The organism is Xanthomonas bonasiae (genome assembly GCF_017163705.1).
In the GTDB taxonomy this organism is placed as follows: domain Bacteria; phylum Pseudomonadota; class Gammaproteobacteria; order Xanthomonadales; family Xanthomonadaceae; genus Xanthomonas_A; species Xanthomonas_A bonasiae.
This window is the reverse complement of the sequence record NZ_JAFIWB010000002.1, coordinates 42,790-60,191: the sequence shown is the minus strand read 5'-3', so window position 1 is coordinate 60,191 and position 17,402 is coordinate 42,790. Positions and strand designations below refer to the sequence as shown.

The 17,402-nt window shown below is 68.3% G+C and carries 10 protein-coding genes; 6 read left to right on the top strand and 4 right to left on the bottom strand.

Annotated features, from left to right (window positions below):
• Window positions 1–10: 10 nt before the first annotated feature.
• Window positions 11–1,912, bottom strand: a complete 1,902-nt coding sequence (gene thrS / locus JR064_RS02940; RefSeq protein ID WP_206228776.1) for a threonine--tRNA ligase — start codon at window positions 1,910–1,912, stop codon at window positions 11–13.
• 476 nt (window positions 1,913–2,388) lie between these two features.
• Between thrS and JR064_RS02935 the strand changes: the two genes are divergently transcribed.
• The 4 genes from JR064_RS02935 (at window position 2,389) to JR064_RS02920 (ending at window position 5,859) form a co-directional block, all read left to right on the top strand.
• Complete coding sequence (locus JR064_RS02935; RefSeq protein ID WP_191823972.1) at window positions 2,389–3,453, top strand: LacI family DNA-binding transcriptional regulator; 1,065 nt, start codon at window positions 2,389–2,391, stop codon at window positions 3,451–3,453.
• 261 nt (window positions 3,454–3,714) lie between these two features.
• The gene (locus JR064_RS02930; protein ID WP_206228775.1) at window positions 3,715–4,014 is read left to right on the top strand and encodes a hypothetical protein; all 300 of its coding nucleotides are present in this window, start codon (window positions 3,715–3,717) and stop codon (window positions 4,012–4,014) included.
• Window positions 4,014–4,277 (top strand): hypothetical protein, encoded by a 264-nt coding sequence (locus JR064_RS02925; RefSeq protein ID WP_179565676.1) that lies wholly within the window; start codon window positions 4,014–4,016, stop codon window positions 4,275–4,277. Before JR064_RS02930 ends, JR064_RS02925 begins: the two co-directional genes overlap by 1 nt.
• A gap of 10 nt (window positions 4,278–4,287) precedes the next feature.
• Window positions 4,288–5,859 carry a PepSY-associated TM helix domain-containing protein gene (locus JR064_RS02920; RefSeq protein ID WP_206228774.1) on the top strand — a complete coding sequence of 524 codons (1,572 nt, stop codon included), beginning with the start codon at window positions 4,288–4,290 and terminating at the stop codon, window positions 5,857–5,859.
• 80 nt (window positions 5,860–5,939) lie between these two features.
• On the opposite strand, the gene JR064_RS02915 is transcribed toward JR064_RS02920, so the two are convergent.
• The 3 genes from JR064_RS02915 to JR064_RS02905 are packed head-to-tail and all read right to left on the bottom strand — an operon-like array spanning window position 5,940 to window position 11,307.
• A complete protein-coding gene (locus JR064_RS02915) occupies window positions 5,940–7,619 on the bottom strand; it encodes an alpha-amylase family glycosyl hydrolase (RefSeq protein ID WP_241092829.1) in 1,680 nt (559 codons plus the stop codon).
• Window positions 7,616–9,109 carry an MFS transporter gene (locus JR064_RS02910; protein WP_206228773.1) on the bottom strand — a complete coding sequence of 498 codons (1,494 nt, stop codon included), beginning with the start codon at window positions 9,107–9,109 and terminating at the stop codon, window positions 7,616–7,618. The genes JR064_RS02915 and JR064_RS02910 overlap by 4 nt, the downstream gene beginning before the upstream one ends.
• Window positions 9,106–11,307, bottom strand: a complete 2,202-nt coding sequence (locus JR064_RS02905) for an alpha-L-rhamnosidase-related protein (RefSeq protein ID WP_206228772.1) — start codon at window positions 11,305–11,307, stop codon at window positions 9,106–9,108. The genes JR064_RS02910 and JR064_RS02905 overlap by 4 nt, the downstream gene beginning before the upstream one ends.
• 292 nt (window positions 11,308–11,599) lie before the next feature.
• On the opposite strand from JR064_RS02905, the gene JR064_RS02900 reads away from it, so the two are divergent.
• Together JR064_RS02900 and JR064_RS02895 are read left to right on the top strand one after the other, a co-directional pair.
• On the top strand, window positions 11,600–13,660 hold the full coding sequence (locus JR064_RS02900) for a glycoside hydrolase family 97 protein (RefSeq protein WP_241092828.1): 2,061 nt from the start codon (window positions 11,600–11,602) through the stop codon (window positions 13,658–13,660).
• A 602-nt stretch (window positions 13,661–14,262) separates the two neighbouring features.
• The gene (locus JR064_RS02895) at window positions 14,263–17,016 is read left to right on the top strand and encodes a TonB-dependent receptor (RefSeq protein ID WP_206228770.1); all 2,754 of its coding nucleotides are present in this window, start codon (window positions 14,263–14,265) and stop codon (window positions 17,014–17,016) included.
• Window positions 17,017–17,402 lie beyond the last annotated feature (386 nt).

Below are 17,402 nucleotides of genomic sequence, written 5' to 3'. Positions count from 1 at the left end.
CGGGGTTGTCTTACGCCAGTTGCTCGGCGCGCAGCCGTTCGGCGAAGGCGGCAACCGACATGGTTCCCAGATCCTCCCCCGATCGCGTGCGGACTGCAATGGCGCCGTTTTCCTTCTCGCGGTCGCCCGCCACCAGCAGGTACGGCACCCGCTGCAGCGTGTGTTCGCGAATCTTATAGCCGATTTTTTCGTTCCGCAAATCGGCCTCGATGCGGAAGCCTTGATTTGCAAGGAGTTTCCGCACGCTGTCTACATAGTCGGCCTGGGCATCGGTGATGTTCATCACCATTGCCTGCACCGGCGACAGCCAGGCCGGGAACGCGCCGGCATGGTGTTCGATCAGGATGCCGATAAACCGCTCCATCGAGCCGACGATGGCCCGGTGCAGCATGACCGGGTGCTGCTTCTGGCTGTTCTCGTCCACGTACTCGGCGCCGAGGCGGCCGGGCATCATGAAGTCGACCTGCATCGTGCCCAGCTGCCAGGTGCGGCCGATCGCGTCCTTCAGGTGGTACTCGATCTTGGGGCCGTAGAACGCGCCCTCGCCCGGCAGCTCCTGCCATTCCACGCCGCAGGCGCCGAGCGCGGCGCGCAGCGCGGCCTCGGCCTTGTCCCAGGTCGCGTCGTCGCCCAGGCGCTTTTCCGGGCGCAGCGCGATCTTGATCTGGATGTCGTCGAACCCGAAGTCGGCATACACCTTCAGCGCCTGCTGGTGGAACGCGGTGACCTCGGCCTCGATCTGCTGCTCGGTGCAGAAGATGTGGCCGTCGTCCTGGGTGAAACCGCGCACGCGCAGGATGCCGTGCAGCGCGCCGGACGGCTCGTTGCGGTGACAGGCGCCGAACTCGCCGTAGCGGATCGGCAGGTCGCGGTAGCTGTGCAGGCCCTGGTTGAACACCTGCACGTGGCCGGGACAGTTCATCGGCTTGACCGCGTAGGTGCGCTTCTCCGACTCGGTGAAGAACATGTTGTCCTGGTAGTTGTCCCAGTGGCCGGACTTCTGCCACAGCGACACGTCCAGGATCTGCGGGCAGCGCACCTCGCCGTAGCCGCTGTCGCGGTACACGCGGCGCATGTATTGCTCGACCACCTGCCAGATCGACCAGCCCTTCGGATGCCAGAACACCAGGCCCGGGCCCTCCTCCTGCAGATGGAACAGGCCCTGCTGCTTGCCGATCTTGCGATGGTCGCGCTTGTCCGCTTCCTCCATGCGCAGGATGTAGGCATCCAGCTGCTTCTTGTCGGCCCAGGCGGTGCCGTAGATGCGCTGCAGCTGCTCGTTCTTGGCATCGCCGCGCCAGTAGGCGCCGGAGATGCGGGTCAGCTTGAACGCCTTGAGGAAGCGCGTGTTGGGCACGTGCGGGCCGCGGCACATGTCCACGTATTCCTGGTGGTAGTACAGGCCCATCGCGGTGACGTCGGCCATGTCCTCGATCAGGCGCAGCTTGTAGTCCTCGCCGCGCTGGCGGAACAGCTCGATCACCTCGGCGCGCGGGGTGACCTTCTTGATCACGTCGTAATCCTGCGCGATCAGCTCCTGCATGCGCTTCTCGATCGCCGCCATATCCTCGGGGGTGAACGGGCGCTCGCTGTAGATGTCGTAGTAGAAGCCCTCGGCGATGACCGGGCCGATCACCATCTTGACCTCGGGATACAGCTGCTTGACCGCATGGCCGACCAGGTGCGCGCAGGAGTGGCGGATGATCTCCACGCCCTCGGCGTCCTTGGCGGTGATGAGGCGCAGGCTGGCGTCGTGCTCGATGAGGTCGCAGGCATCGACCAGGCGGCCGTCGACCTGGCCGGCGATGGTCGCCTTGGCCAGGCCCGGGCCGATGGACTGGGCCACGTCCATGGGGCTGACGGGATGTTCGAATTCGCGGCGGCTGCCGTCGGGGAGCGTGATCGTGATCATGGGAGTCGGCAAGAAGGAAAGCGAGGCGGGTCGGGCGTTTCCCGCGGCGCGCCGGAAGCCGGCGGCGCAAGGCGCGGGATACAAAGAAGGCGCCACAAGGGCGCCTGCTCGGACAGCCTTGGACGGGGTTTCATGCTGGGGCGATGGTAGTGCTCATGTCGCACGCTCGGCCGGCGTTGCCGCGGGCCACCCGTAGTTCCGCATTGAAGAGAGACCAAATGGTAACGCATTTGGGTGGTTTGTGGATTTGAAGGGGTGGAAGCGCGGGACTCGGGACCGGGGACTCGGAAAGGCGCTTGGCTGGCGTTGATGGTGTGCGTGGCAATCGACGGTCAAGGCCTGCAGCGCGGTGGGCAAGAAGCTGCACGGGCTGCGCTCTTCCGCGTCCCCCGGTCCCGAGTCCCGAGTCCCGAGTCCCGTGCCCCGCGCCCCACCCCACGCTGCGCCGCAGCAAGTGCTATCCCGTACGCCATGGCATGCTTCGGCCTGTTTCCCCTGCACTGCGAGCGCCCGTCATCAAAGGCAAGGCCACATCGCTCGATATCGCCTACCTGGCGGGCGTATCGCAGCCCACCGTCTCGCGCGCACTGCGCGGCAGCCCGGCGGTCAACGAGCAGACCCGGCGCAAGATCCTGGCGATCGCCAACGAGCTGAACTACAAGGTCGACAAGCACGCCTCCAGCCTGCGCCTGCGCAATGCCGGCACGCTGGCGCTGCTGTTCTTCGAGGACCCGACCACCGACGACTCGCTGATCAACCCGTTCTTCCACTCGATGCTGGGCTCGATCACCCGCGCCTGCGCGCGCCACGGCTACGACCTGCTGGTGTCGTTCCAGCAGCTGTCGGACAACTGGCGCGCCGACTACGGCGACAGCCAGAAGGCCGACGGCCTGATCCTGCTCGGCTATGGCGACTATCTGCAGGCGCAGCAGCGGCTGCAGCATCTGGTCGAGCAAGGCACCCACTTCGTGCGCTGGGGCGCGGTGCTGCCCGGGCAGCCGGGGGTGTCGATCGGCAGCGACAACTTCCAGGGCGGCCACGACATCACCGCGCATCTGCTGCAACAGGGCTGCCGGCGCATCGCGTTCCTTGGCGACGCCTCGAACCACTACCCCGAGTTCCTGGAGCGCTACCGCGGCCATGCCCAGGCGCTGCATGCGGCCGGATCGGAGCTCGCGCCCGGCCTGCAGGTGGACGCGATCACCACCGAGCAGTCCGGCTACGAAGCGGCGCAGGCGCTGCTGCGCGGCGGGGAGCGCTTCGACGCGGTGTTCGCCGCCAGCGACCTGATCGCGATCGGCGCGCTGAAGGCATTGCGCGAACACGGCCTGCGCGTGCCCGAGGACGTGGCCCTGGCCGGCTTCGACGACATCCCGATCGCCGCCTGTGTGGCGCCGGCGCTGTCGACCGTGCAACAGGACACCAAGCTGGCCGGCGCGGTGCTGGTCGAGACCCTGCTGGCGCAGATCGCCGGCCGACCGGTCGAGAGCCGCACCCTGCCGGTGACGCTGGCGTTGCGCGGCTCCTCGCTGCGCAGCTGATCCCTCACCGGCGCGCGGACGCAGCCGCAGACGCTCCATTCGCGCCGGGCAGACACGCCCACGCGCATCCGCCGCGTTTTCCTTACGAAAGCAGAATGATTATCATCCGCGAGAGAGTGCCGCGGATTGCCGCGGCTGCACGCCGCCGCCTGGAATGCCGATGCCCCCTGCCCGTCCCGCTTCCCACCCGACCTCCGCCCTCCCGCCGGCAGCCGCCGCAGGCGGCAGGCCGCCGCGATCGGCAGCATGGAGCGGCACCCGATGAGTACCGCCATTGCCGGGATTGTCCTGGCCGCCGTATGCGCGGCGCTGTCCGCGCTGGCGCTGTACTCCGGCTCGCCGAACTGCCGCCTGGCACCGCTGCGGCGCCTGCGCCGGTTCGGCAACGGGCTGGGCCTGGCGCTGGCCGGCGCCTCGCTGGCAGCCTGGATCGCCCAATTGGGCATCGGCGCCGGGCTGTGCGCGATGCTCGCCAGCTGGATGCTGGCGCTGATGCTGGCACCGACCGTCGGCGCCCTGCGCGGCGAGACGGGCGATGCCACACGGAGCCGGCCGCGATGATGTGGAGCCGCGGGCTTGCCGGGCTGATTCCCGGCTTCTTCCTGGCCGCCGCGCTGACCGGCCTGGTCTGCTGGCTGCCGCCGGGGCCGTGGCAGCAGGCGCTGGTCCCCGCGCTGATCGCGTTCGTGCCGCTGTGGGTGGGCGTGGCGATCGGCGCCTATTGCTGCGCCAGCGGGCGCCGCGCCTGGAGTTGGTTGAGCGCGCTGGCAGTGGCCGGCTTCGCCCTGCTGTGGGCGCTGAAGGCACTGGGCTGGGCGCAATGAGGACATCCGCATGAAACTGCAAGCCGCCACGCTGCGTACCTTCACCGCCCTGCACACCTGGATGGGCCTGGTCGCCGGCTTCGCCTTGTTCGTCGCCTTCTATGCCGGCGCGATCACCGTGTTTCACCACGACCTGCCGCGCTGGCAATCGCAACAGGTGGTGCCGGTGCAGACCATGGACGATGCGCAGCGCCTGCTCGACGCGACGTTGGCGCGGCATCCGCAAGCCAAGCCGATGCTCGGCATGCTGTTCCCCAGCAGCGAATTTCCCAAGGCGCTGATCTACTGGCCCGATGCCGAGGGCGTGTGGCAGATGGCCACGCTCGACGACCTGGAGGGCGGGCCGGAACTGCCGCAGGCGGGTCTGGCCACCCTGGTCAACGAATTGCACTACACGCTGGGCCTGCCGGTGGCCGGCGTCTATCTGATGGGCATCGTCAGCCTGCTGTATGCGGTGGCGATCGTGTCCGGGGTGATCATCCATCTGCCGAAGCTGCTCAAGGACCTGTTCGCGCTGCGCCCGGGCCGCAATCTCAAGCAGTTCTGGCTGGATGCGCACAACGTGGTCGGGGTGCTGAGCCTGCCGCTGCACCTGATGTTCGCGGTGACCGGCGCGGTATTGTGCCTGTCGCTGGTCCTGATGGCGGCGCTGAATCCGCTGGTCTTCGACGGCAAGGTGCAGGACGCGGTGCCGGTGGCGATGGACACCGCGCCGGTGCGCAGCGCCAGCGGCACGCCGGCGCCGGTGGGCACGCTGGCCGACTGGAGCGCGCGTGCCGTCGCCGAGGCGCGGCGGCAAGGACTGCACGATTTCGCGCCGGTGTACATGAAGCTGCAGCACGCCGGCGACCGCAACGCCACGGTGGAAATCAGCGGCGAGTCGCCCGGCACGCTGGGACCGACCGGGACGGTGGCGCTGGACGCGGCCAGCGGCAAGGTGATCGCCACCCAGCTGCCCGGCCGCCGCGACGCCAACCATGCCACGCTGACCTCGGCCTATGCGCTGCATTTCGGCGAATACGGCAATGCGCTGGTGCCGTGGCTGTATTTCCTGCTCGGCATCGGCGGTGCGTTCCTGTTCTACTCGGGCAACCTGCTGTGGATCGAATCGCGGCGCAAGCGCCGCCAGGCGCAGCAAGGCCGCGCGCAGATCAACATGGCGCGGGCCACGGTCGGCGTGTGCATCGGCCTGTGCGTGGCGATCTCGGCGGCATTCGTCGCGGTGCAGGTGCTGGAACGGATCGCGCCGGACGCGGTGGATGCCGGCATGCGCTGGACCTGCTTCGGCAGCTGGGCGCTGTGCGCGCTGTGGGCGGCGCTGCGCGCGCCGGCGCAGGCCGCGCGCGAGCTGTTGTGGGCCGCCGCCGCGGTGACCGCGGCGATCCCGCTGGCGCACGGCCTGGCCAGCGACTGGTGGATGTGGAGCAGCGCCGCCGCCGGGCAATGGCCATTGTTCTGGGTCGACGGCATGGCCGTGGCGATGGCAGTGGGCTTCGCCGCGCTGGCACGCGCAACCGCGCGCCGCGCCCGGCATGGCGAACCGAACAGCGTGTGGGCCGAGCCGCAGCCGTCGGTCGCGTGAACACTGCCAGCGTCTTGTAGGAGCGGCTTCAGCCTCGACCAGGCGTTACCGGTGACGCCCGGTCGCGGCTGAAGCCGCTCCTACAGTGGCTGCTCCACGCCGTCCTTCGCCGCCATCAGCCAATCCAGCCGCGCGCGCAGATCCGAGCGAACGATCGGCGCATCGGACAGGAACACGCGCACGCCGTGCGCCGGCACCTCGGCGCGCAAGCTGTCCGCGACCTCGACCGCGCTGCCGTCGAAGCCGTCGCGCCAGGTACCCGGCTGCAGGTAACGGCGCACTTCCAGCGTCTTCGGCGCGTCGCCCTTGTTCAGCAGCACCAGCGCGGTCTGGGTGCCGCCGGCATGCTGGAACACGCGATAGAACACCGCCTCGTCGCCGGACAGGCGCAGGTCGAGCTGCAGCCCGCGCTGCAGCGCCGGCGTGCGTTGCCGCAGCAGCGCGATGCGCTGCAACGGCGCGAAGATCGGGCTCTGCGGCGCCGCGTCCACCCGCGCCTGGCCGAAATAGTTGCGGTTGCCGGCATGCTCGGCGCGGCCGCGCATGAAGCCGGTTTCCGAGCCGTAATAGATCACCGGGATGCCGCGCGCCGTGAACAGCCAGTTGTGCGCATCGATGAAGCCGGCGTCGCTGGCGTCCAGCCGCGCCATGTCATGGTTGTCGTAGAAGGTCATCAACTCGTATGGGTTGGCGTACGGGCCGCGCTCCAGGTACAGCGGCGCCTGCAATTGCTCGAAGCCGCCGCGCGCATGCCCGAACACCGTGGACAGCGCCTGCTTCAGCGGGAAATCCAGCACGCTGACCCCGGCGTTGCGCGCCCAGGTGTGCCCGGCGATCTTGCGCGCGTCGTAGTCGAAGGCCTCGCCGAACATGAACATGCCCGGCCGCTGCGCGCGGATGCGGCGCACGAACTCGTGCCAGAAGCTGTCCGGCATCCAGCCGATGGTGTCGATGCGGAAGGCGTCCGCGCCCTGCCTCAGCCATTGCGAATAGGCGCCGACCAGATACTCCATCACCGCCGGATTGCGCTCGTTGAAATCCGACAGCTCGGCCAGGCCGCCGCCGGTGTTGTAGAACGCATGCAGCGGGTTGTGCGCCGGATCCAGCCTGGCCGGCGGCAGGTTCTGGTGATCGGCGACGAGCTTGCCGTCGCGATCGAACACCTGGCCGAACATCGGTTGCCGCTTCGGCATCGTGTACGCCGGCGAGCCATGGTTGCCGACGATGTCCAGCACCACCTTCAGCCGCTGCGCATGCATCGCCTGGGTGAAGCCGGCGAAATCCAGGCCCGGGCTGGGCAGGTGTTCGTCCAGCTTGTAGAAATTGACGCCCCAATAGCCGTGATAGCCGGTCTTGCCGCGATCGCTCAGGTTGCTGCCCCAACTGATCGGCTTGCCGCCGGTGAACGCTTCGTCCGGATTGTCGACGATCGGGGTGATCCACACCGCGCCAAAGCCCAGCCCGCGGATATAGCCGGCGTTGTCGACCACGCCCTTGAAGTCGCCGCCCAGGTAGCCGATGTTGTCGCTCTCGCCCGGCGGCGCCGGCAGCGGGATGTCGAAGGTGCGGTGCGCGCCGCCCTGGTCGCGATGATCGTTGCCGGGATCGCCGTTGACGAAGCGATCGGTGACCACGAAATACACCGCCTCGCTGGCGAACGGTTCCAGCGTGCCGTAGTACTCCGCCGCTGCCTGCGCACGCGCCGGTGGCGCAACGGCACCCAACAAGGCCAGCGCCAGCAGCGATATCCGATACGTCATTGCGTCGCTCCGTGTTCGGCGGGAACCCGCAGCACGCACAGCGCCGCCAGCAGCAGGCTGGCGCCGCCGATGCCCAGCGCGTACAGCGGCCGGCCGCCGAGCCAGTGCGTGAGCACGAAACCCAGCACGCTGACCGCGACCAGCTGCGGGATCACGATGAAGAAATTGAAGATGCCCATGTACACGCCCATCTTCGCCGCCGGCACGCTGTCGGACAGCAAGGCGTACGGCAGCGACAGGATCGAGGCCCAGGCGAAGCCGACGCCCAGCATCGACAGCAGCAGCCACTGCGGATCGCGGATCCACAGGAACGACAGCAGCCCTATCGCACCCAGGCACAGGTTGAGCAGATGGCTGACGCGCAGGCCGACCGCGCGCACCAGCAGCGGAATGGCGATCGCGGCGAGCGCGGCGAAGCCGTTGTACGCACCGAACAGCACGCCCACCCAGTTTGCGCCGTCGTTGTACGCCGCCGAGGCGGTGTCGGTGGCGCCGTAGTGCGTCTGCGTCACCGCCGCGGTGGTGTAGATCCACATCGCGAACAGCGCGAACCAGGAGAAGAACTGCACCCAGGCCAGGCGTCGCATCGCCTGCGGCATCGCCTGCACGTCGCGCATGATCGCCGCCAGCATGTGGTGCGGCCTCAGTCGCGGCGCCAGCCATTGCAACAGTCCATAGCCGGCGACCAGGCCGGCCAGCACGTACAGCATGCGGTCGCCGCGGCTCCAGAAGATCGCCGCCGCGCCGGCAAGGCCCAGCAGCAGCCAGATCGCCGCGGCGACATCCGAACGCGGCATGGCTGTCGCGTGTTCGGCGGCGTGCGACGGCGGCGCGTCGTCGAACTCCTGCAGCGTTTCGGGCGGATACTCGCGCGTGCGCAGCACGGTCCAGCCGATGGACAGGAACAGCACCGCGCCGCCGAGGTAGAACGCGTAGCGCACCGTCGCCGGCACGTGGCCGGGCGCGGCGGTATTGCTCACGCCCCACTGCGCCAACAGCCAAGGCAGCATGCTCGCCACCACCGCGCCGACGCCGATGAAGAAACTCTGCATCGCATAGCCGCTGGCGCGCTGGCGTTGCGGCAACTGGTCGCCGACGAAGGCGCGGAACGGCTCCATCGAGATGTTGATCGACGCATCCAGGATCCACAGCGTGCCGGCGGCCACCCACAGCGCCGGCGAGTTCGGCATCACCAGCAGCGCCAGTGTGGTGAACAGCGCGCCGACCATGAAATACGGGCGGCGCCGGCCGAAGCGGTTCCAGGTGCGGTCGGACAGATAGCCGACGATCGGCTGCACGATCAGCCCGGTCAGCGGCGCGGCGATCCACAGCCCCGGCACCTGCTCCATGTCCGCGCCCAGCGTCTGGAAGATGCGGCTGGCATTGGCGTTCTGCAGCGCGAAACCGAACTGGATGCCAAGGAAGCCGAAGCACATGTTCCAGATCTGCCAGAACGACAGCGCCGGCTTGGTGCGCGGCGCGGTCCTCATCGGCTCACCTTCGCGGCGCCGGCCGGCGCGATCAGCAGCGCGGCGACATCGGCCGCATTGACCACGCCGTCGGCGCCGCCCTGGCCGCCGGTATAGCGCGCGAAGTGCTGCAACGCGCTCATGTTGGCCGCAGGCGCCAGGCGGATGCGGCAGGCCTGCCCGGCCTTGAGCGCGAACACGGCGGCAGTGGACTCCTGTTCGCCGACGCTGTGCGGCATCACCACCGGCATGCGCTGCGGCGCGGCATCGCCGCATTGCAGTTGCAGCAGTTTCACCGCGGCGGTGACGCCGGTATTGATCGGGCCGTGCGCGTTGACGTAGCGCAGGCTCAGCCGGTACTCGCCATCGCGCGGCGCGGTCCAACGCCAGTCGTCGGGTCCGCGCAGGCGGACCACGTCGCCGATGCAGACCGTGGGGCTGTGCAGCGACTCCCAATGCGCATCGCGGCGGGTCAGGCTCAGGCACTGCACGTCCTCGCGCAACGGCAGGCGCACGCCGTCGGCGGCGCCTGGCTGGCGCTGTCCATCGACGTACAGCACCGTGTCGGCGGCCGCCGCGACGCGCCAGCCCTGCGCATCGCGCTCGACGCGCGGCGCTGGCGGCGCGAGCGGGGCGAACGCATCAGCGGCGGCGAGCAGCGGCACCGGCGTGCTCGCCGTGTCGCGCGCGACCAATTGCACGGTGGTCACGCCATCATGGGTGCGCGTGTCGCCGGCCACCAGCAGATCGCCATGCAGCTGTGCAGGCCGCCGCAGCACGATGCGCCGCTCGCGCAGCTGCAGCGCGATCTCGTCGCGCTCGCCGAACAACATCGGCACCAGGCCCACCGGCAACTTCGGTGCCACCGTTCCGTCGTCCTCCACCCCGAACACGCCTTCGATTACCATCGCCAGGTAGCCGGCCACCGACCACAGCTGCCGCGGCGAATTGACCACCGGCCCGCTGAGCGGGCCATCGTCCACATGTGCGGCCTGGCTCAGGAATTCGTAGTTCTCCATGTTCGAGCCGGCCAGCGCGGCGCCGCGCAGCAGCGAGCGCACTTCGAAGGCGATGCGCGCGCTGTCGTCGGTATGTCGCGCCGCGCGCAGCGCATACGCGCTGACGAATGGCCAGATCGCGCGATTGTGGTAGATCGGCACGTCCTGCTGCTGCGGCCAGACCACCGGGCTGCCGGCCTCGACCGCCGGATAGCGCGCCAGCGCCTGGCGTGCGCGTTCGCGCGGCAGCACGTCGGCCAGCACCGCCAGCGACAGCCCCAGCAGGTCATAGCTTTCGTAGGCCACCGGATGCGCAGCGCTGCCGAGATAGCTGACGTAGGTGCCACGGTCCTCGCGCCAGAAGCGCTGCGCGATCGCCTGCTGCAGCGCATCCGCCCAACCGGCATAGCGCGCCGCCGCCGCAGTGTCGCCGTGCTCGCGCGCCAGCCGCTCCCCCAGGCGCAACGCCTGGTAGTGCAGCACATTGGTGGACAGCGCGAACGACTCGGCGATGAATCGCACGTCGTTGCGGGTCCAGGCCGGATAGGTCTGCTCGCGCCAGTCCAGGAACGAGGTCTCGCCGCGGTACAGGCCGATGCGCGGGTCGAACGCGAATGCGCGATCCTGCGCCAGGGTCGCATCGAGTGCGGCGCGGGTGTCGGCGGCGAACTGCGCATCGTCGAGCAGATGCCGCGCGGCCAGGAACCAGACCACGCGGTCGCTGCTCACCGGCCAGCTGCCGCCGGAGCCGGTGTCCTGGGCCACGAACAGGCCCGGCAGCGCATCCGCACCGCGCATCGCCGACAGCTTGAAGCGCAGCGAGCGCCGCGTGCGCTGCGGGTCCAGCCGCGCCAGCGCCAGATCGGCGGCATAGCTGACGTCGCGGGTCCACACGTAGGGCCAGCGTTCGCCGGTCTGGTAGCAGTCGCAGGGCAGCGGCTTGCCGTGGTCGAAGGCAGGATCGCGGATCGCGTCGACCTGGTCGTCGCGCAACTCCTGCTGCGCCAGCGCGAACAGCGCATCGAACAGCGGGCTGGCGGTGTCGCTGCGCAGCGGCTGCGCCGCCAGCGTGCGCGTGCCCTGCGCCGAACGCAGCACGAAGCCGCCGTCGGCGGTGGCCGCGGCCTGCGCGGTCTGGCCGCGCCATTGCAACGACGTCTGCCACGCAGACGCCGACACCGCAGCACCCAAGGTGGCGGCCAAGCAGATCATCTTCAGCATCGAAGCGGCGGACCGGCTCGCGCCCGTCGGCCTCCCTCCCTCTTTGCCTGCATTGTGGGTTCGCCGCACCGGCATGCCGGCACCGCGGTCGCGGCCTCTTCTTCGAGAAGCGCTGCGGACATGGTAGACGCGCCGCAGCGCACCGCGTGCATCTGCATACGTATTCATCGCCTTGGCCACGGCGGGCTCGCAGCGCCTCGCTATAGTCGCCGCACGGGCAACGGCCGCCTTGGGAGGGGATATGCCGCAGTTTCATGCCATGCCATGCGTGCGTCCATCGCCTCCTCTAAGGATGCTGTTCGCGGCCGCATTGTTGTGCATCGCACCTCTGCTGCGCGCAGAACCCAGGACCGTGGCCAGCGTGGACTCGCCGGGCAAGGTGCTGCAGGTCGCGCTGCAGTTGGACGACGGCAGGCCGAGCTACCGCGTGCAACGCCTGGGCGACAGCGTGATCGGCGAATCCAGGCTGGGCTTCCAGTTGCGCGACGGGCGCCTGGACCGCGACCTGGCGGTGCTGGCGCAGGCCACGCGCAGCGTGGACGAAACCTGGGAGCAGCCGTGGGGCGAGCGCCGCTACGTGCGCAACCATTACAACGAGTTGCGCGTGGACCTGGGCGAGCGCAGCGGACTGCGGCGGCGCTTCGCGGTCGTGTTCCGGGTCTACGACGACGGCCTGGGCTTCCGCTACAGCTTCCCGCAGCAAGCGGGCCTGCGCGAGGCGATCATCGATGAGGAACTGACCGAATTCGACATCGCGCCGGAAGCCACCGCCTGGTGGATCCCTGCCGGCGAGCCGATCCACTACGAATACCTGTACCGGCAGACGCCGCTGAACCAGGTCGCGCTGGCGCATACGCCGATCACGATGCGCAGCCGCGACGGGCTGCACATCGCCCTGCACGAAGCCGCCCTGGTCGACTACGCGGGCATGTGGCTGCGCCGCGGCGACGGCCAGCGCCTGCACGCGCAGCTGTCGCCATCGGCGCAAGGCTGGAAGGTCAAGCGCCGCCTGCCGTTCGACACGCCGTGGCGCACCGTGCAGATCGCCGACCACGCCGGCGGCCTGGTCGACTCCAATCTGATCCTCAACCTCAACGAGCCCAATGCGCTGGGCGACGTGAGCTGGGTGCATCCGGCCAAGTACGTGGGCGTGTGGTGGTCGATGCATTTGAACCAGGAAACCTGGGCGACCGGACCGAAGCACGGCGCGACCACCGCCAACACCCGCCGCTACATCGACTTCGCCGCCGCGCACGGCTTCCGTGGCGTGCTGGTGGAAGGCTGGAATCCCGGCTGGAACGGCGAATGGTTCGGCAACGGCGGCGGCTTCGACTTCACCCGGCCCACCCCGGATTTCGACCTCGAAGCGCTCAGCGCCTATGCCGCCAAGCGCGGCGTGCACCTGATCGGCCATCACGAGACCGGCTGCGCGGTGCAGCACTACGAAGACCAGCTCGATGCCGCCCTGGACCTGTACGCACGCCTGAGCGTGGATACCTTCAAGACCGGCTACGTCTGCGACGACGGCCAGGTGGACCGGCGCAATCCGGCCGGCGGGCCGCTGTGGCGCGAATGGCACGACGGCCAGTTCATGGCGCAGCATCACCTGAAGGTGGTGCGCGAAGCCGCGGCGCGCCACCTATCGGTCAACGCGCACGAGCCGATCAAGGACACCGGCCTGCGCCGCACCTATCCCAACTGGCTGTCGCGCGAAGGCGCGCGCGGCATGGAATACAACGCCTGGGGGCAGCCGCCGAACCCGCCCGAACACGAGGTCAACCTGGTCTTCACCCGCATGCTGGCCGGTCCGATGGACTACACCCCGGGCATCCTCAGCCTGAAAGGCCGCGACGGCCAGCCGATCCCGAGCACGCTGGCGCGGCAGCTGGCGCTGTACGTGGCGATCTACAGCCCGATCCAGATGGCCGCCGACCTGCCCGAGCACTACCTGCAGCACCGCGACGCGTTCCGCTTCATCGAGGACGTGGCGGTGGACTGGGACGACAGCCGCGTCCTCGACGGCGAGGTCGGCGACTACGTGACCATCGTGCGCAAGGACCGCCACAGCCGCGACTGGTATCTGGGCAGCATCACCGACGAACACGGCCGGGTGCTGCCGGTGTCGCTGTCGTTCCTGGAGCCGGACGTGCGCTACCGCGCTGAGATCTACCGCGACGGCGACGCCGCCGACTACCGGCACAACCCGTTCGACTTCGTACGCGAGCAACGCGAGGTCGGCAGCGCCGATTCCCTGGAACTGAAGCTGGCGCCGGGCGGCGGCCAGGCGATCCGCTTCACGCCGCTGGACGCGGCGGCGGCCGCCGCCGACGGCGATCCAGCGGCACGGCGCTAGCCCATTCCCGCTCCGGACTGGGTCGCTGGATGACGTTACCTGCAGGAGCGGCCTCGGCCGCGACGGACTTCACCGACAAGGCCCGCCACGACCCAAACCGCCAAACAGCCTGCAATGGCTCAGGCGATCGGCAACGGTCTGCTTCGGACGGATGACTGACGCATCCGTGCAGCGCCGCCTTTTCCGTTCCCCGCGCATGCTGCGCGCGGACGCGTGCCGCCCTGGCCCATAACGCTCGTCGCGCCTGGTATCCGCATCTGTCTCCCAGGCATCTGCTCTCCCCTTCGGCATGCGTCGGACTGCCGCCACTGCCTGCATGCCGCGCATCCAGGCACTTCGCAGCGCGCTGCGCCGCACATTCCCGCACTCCGACTTTGCGATCACGACGCGCCCACGTTTTATCGCCGTACGCCATCGCCACCGTGGAATCGATTCCAATGCGATGAAACCCAGTGAATACGTATGCAGGCCGCGTTCGCGGCGGATTGCCGTGTCTACCATACGTCGCAGTCGCGTTACCGAACATCGGCAGCGCGATCCCTACATCCGGCCGATTTTCCGGATCAGAAAATTTGCACGACAACATTGCCTGGGAGGGGAAAATGTTGAACCACAAGCGCAATGCGCTGACGCTGGCCGTAGCCATCGCCATGACACCGATGCTGGCCGCCGCACAATCCGAGACGCAGTCCGCCACCACAGCCACCGCAGGTCAGGTCACCGATCTGGACAAGGTCGAGGTGACCGGCATCCGCCGCGGCATCGAGAACGCGATCGCGATCAAGAAGGATTCCACGTCCATCGTCGAGGCGATCTCGGCCGAGGACATCGGCAAGCTGCCCGACGTCAGCATCGCCGAATCGCTGGCGCGCCTACCCGGCCTGGCCGCGCAGCGCGTGGCCGGCCGCGCCCAGGTCATCAGCGTGCGTGGCCTGTCGCCGGACTTCTCCACCACCCTGCTGAACGGTCGCGAGGTGGTCAGCACCGGCGACAACCGCAGCGTCGAATTCGACCAGTACCCGTCCGAACTGGTCAGCGGCGTCACCGTCTACAAGACACCCGATGCCGGCCTGGTCGGTCAGGGCCTGTCGGGCACGGTGGACATGCAGACCGCGCGCCCGCTCAGCTTCGGCGAGCGGGTGATCGCGATCGGCGGCCGCTACCAGCGCAATTCGCTGGGCAAGGCCGCCGATACCGATCCTTATGGCAACCGTTTCAGCGCCAGCTACATCGACCAGTTCGCCGATCGCACCATCGGCCTGGCGATCGGCTACGCGCATACCGACACGCCCATTCAGGAGAACCAGGTCGGCCTGTACGAACCCTGGAGCACACAGAACACCGATAGCGGCGCGCGTCCGGGTGTCGCCGCCGGCACCTACTTCTCCGACGGCATCAAGGCGCTGCGCCGCACCGGCGACTCCAAGCGCGACGGCGTGATGGCGACCCTGCAGTACCGCCCTTCCAATGCCTGGACCAGCACGCTCGATGCCTTCCACACCGAAGCCGAGCAGATCGACACCGCCAACCAGTTCGAGCTCAACCTCAGCAACTACAACGGCGGCTACACCCCGGGTCTGGCCATCGCCGGCACCCAGGTCAACGGCAACGGCACCTTCACCGGTGGCACCGCCAGCGGTGTCTATCCGCTGGTACGCGGCATGTACAACAAGCGCGAGGACAAGATCGACGCGTTCGGCTGGAACAACGAAATCAACGCCGGCGCCGTGCGGATCATCACCGACGTGAACTACTCCAAGGCTACGCGCAAGGAGCTCAATCTCGAGAACAACCTGCAGCTGACGCCGATGCCGCAGCTGGACACGGTCGGCCTGGCCTACCGCAACAACGGCTTCTCGCAGCTTTCGCCCGGGCTGGACTATTCCAACCCGGATGCGCTGTACATCACCAACACCATCTACGGCTCCGGCTACGGCAAGGCGCCGCGCGTGGAGGACGTGCTGAAGGGCGCGCGCCTGCAGGCCAGCTTCCCGATGCCCGAAGCGCTGCGCTGGTTCTCCGATCTGGACGTGGGCGTGAACTACGCCAACCGCGAGAAGGAAAAGCACCAGCCCGAAGGCAACATCACCCTGGGCGCGCAAGGCGACACCACCATCGCCTCCGACCTGCAGTACGCGCCGGTGAACCTGGGCTTCGCCGGCATTGGCTACATCCCCGCCTGGAACGTGCCGGGCGCGGTCTCGCGCTACATGGTGTTCGATCCCAGCGAGGATGCCTCGTACCTGGTCTCCAAGGCCTGGACTGTGCAGGAAAAAATCACTACTGCCTGGATGCGCGCCAACATCGACACCGAATGGGGCGCGGTGGGCGTGCGCGGCAACATCGGCGTACAGCTGCAGCACGCCGACCAGTCGTCGCAGGCGAATTACTGGGATGCCTCGCAGCCAGTCGGCAGCGAAGTGCGGCCGATCGACGAAGGCAAGACCTACAACGACTGGCTGCCGAGCTTGAATCTGGCCTTCCAGTTCCCGCACGAGCAGACCCTGCGCTTCGCGCTGGCCAAGCAGGTCGCGCGTCCGCGCGTGGACCAGCTGCGCGCCTCGCTGGAATTCGGCGTGGACAACGCCACCGGCAAGCCCGGCGCCAGCGGCGGCAACCCCACCCTCGATCCGTGGCGCGCCAACGCCCTGGACATCTCCTACGAGAAGTACTTCGGCGCCAAGGCCTATGTCGCGGCCGCGTTCTTCTACAAGGACCTGAAGAGCTACATCTACACCCAGACCCGCGACGACTACGACTTCTCCACCCTGGTCGCCGGCTACGTGCCGCCGCCGGGCTCGGCGCCGGTGCAGACCACCGGCACCTTCAGCGCGCCGTTCAACGGCAAGGGCGGCACACTTCGCGGCCTGGAACTGACCGCCTCGCTGCCACTGGACATGCTGTTCGCCCCGTTGGAAGGATTCGGCATCCAGGCCAGCGCCACCTTCAACGACAGCGACGTCAAGATCCGCGACCCGGAAAGCGCATCAAGCGTGGGCGACGGCGAGATCAGCCTGCCCGGCCTGTCCAAGCGCGTCTACAACCTCACCGCCTACTACGAGCGCAACGGCTTCGAAGCACGCGTCAGCCAGCGCCGGCGCTCGGACTTCATCGGCGAGATCGGCAACTTCAACGGCAACCGCACCCTGCGCTACGTGGTCGGCGAGAACATCACCGACGCGCAGATCAGTTATACCTTCGGCGACCTCAGCAGCCTGAAAGGCCTGAGCCTGCTGCTGCAGGCGAGCAACCTGAGCAACTCGCCCTACCGCACCTATGCCGAGACCAAGGACCGCCCACTGGAATACACCGAGTGGGGCCGCACCTACGTGCTCGGGGTGAACTACAAGTTCTAGGCCAACCCTCCGTGCCTGCAGCAAGCCCGTCGGCGTGATGCCGGCGGGCTTTTTTTGTGCCCAGTGCGCTGCGCAGCGGCGCCCGGCAAAACGCATCGGCCTGCCAGCCCAGCTGCGCAAACGGCAATGCCCACGCACGAACACTGAATGACGTAGCGAGTGGCGCGCATGCGTTGCCCATGCCACACGCACCAATGCCCAGGGTTGTGTCAGTACCAGTGCCGGTGTCGTTCGCAACGAAACGGCCATAGGTGCCGCAAGAAACGCGTTCACCCATGGATCATGGACACGCGCGCTTCAATCAGGGCAACGGCTTTTGTGCACTGTAGGGCAACGCGAGCCGATGCTTCGCAACCTGGTCGCGCTCTAGGCGCCGCCATGGCGGC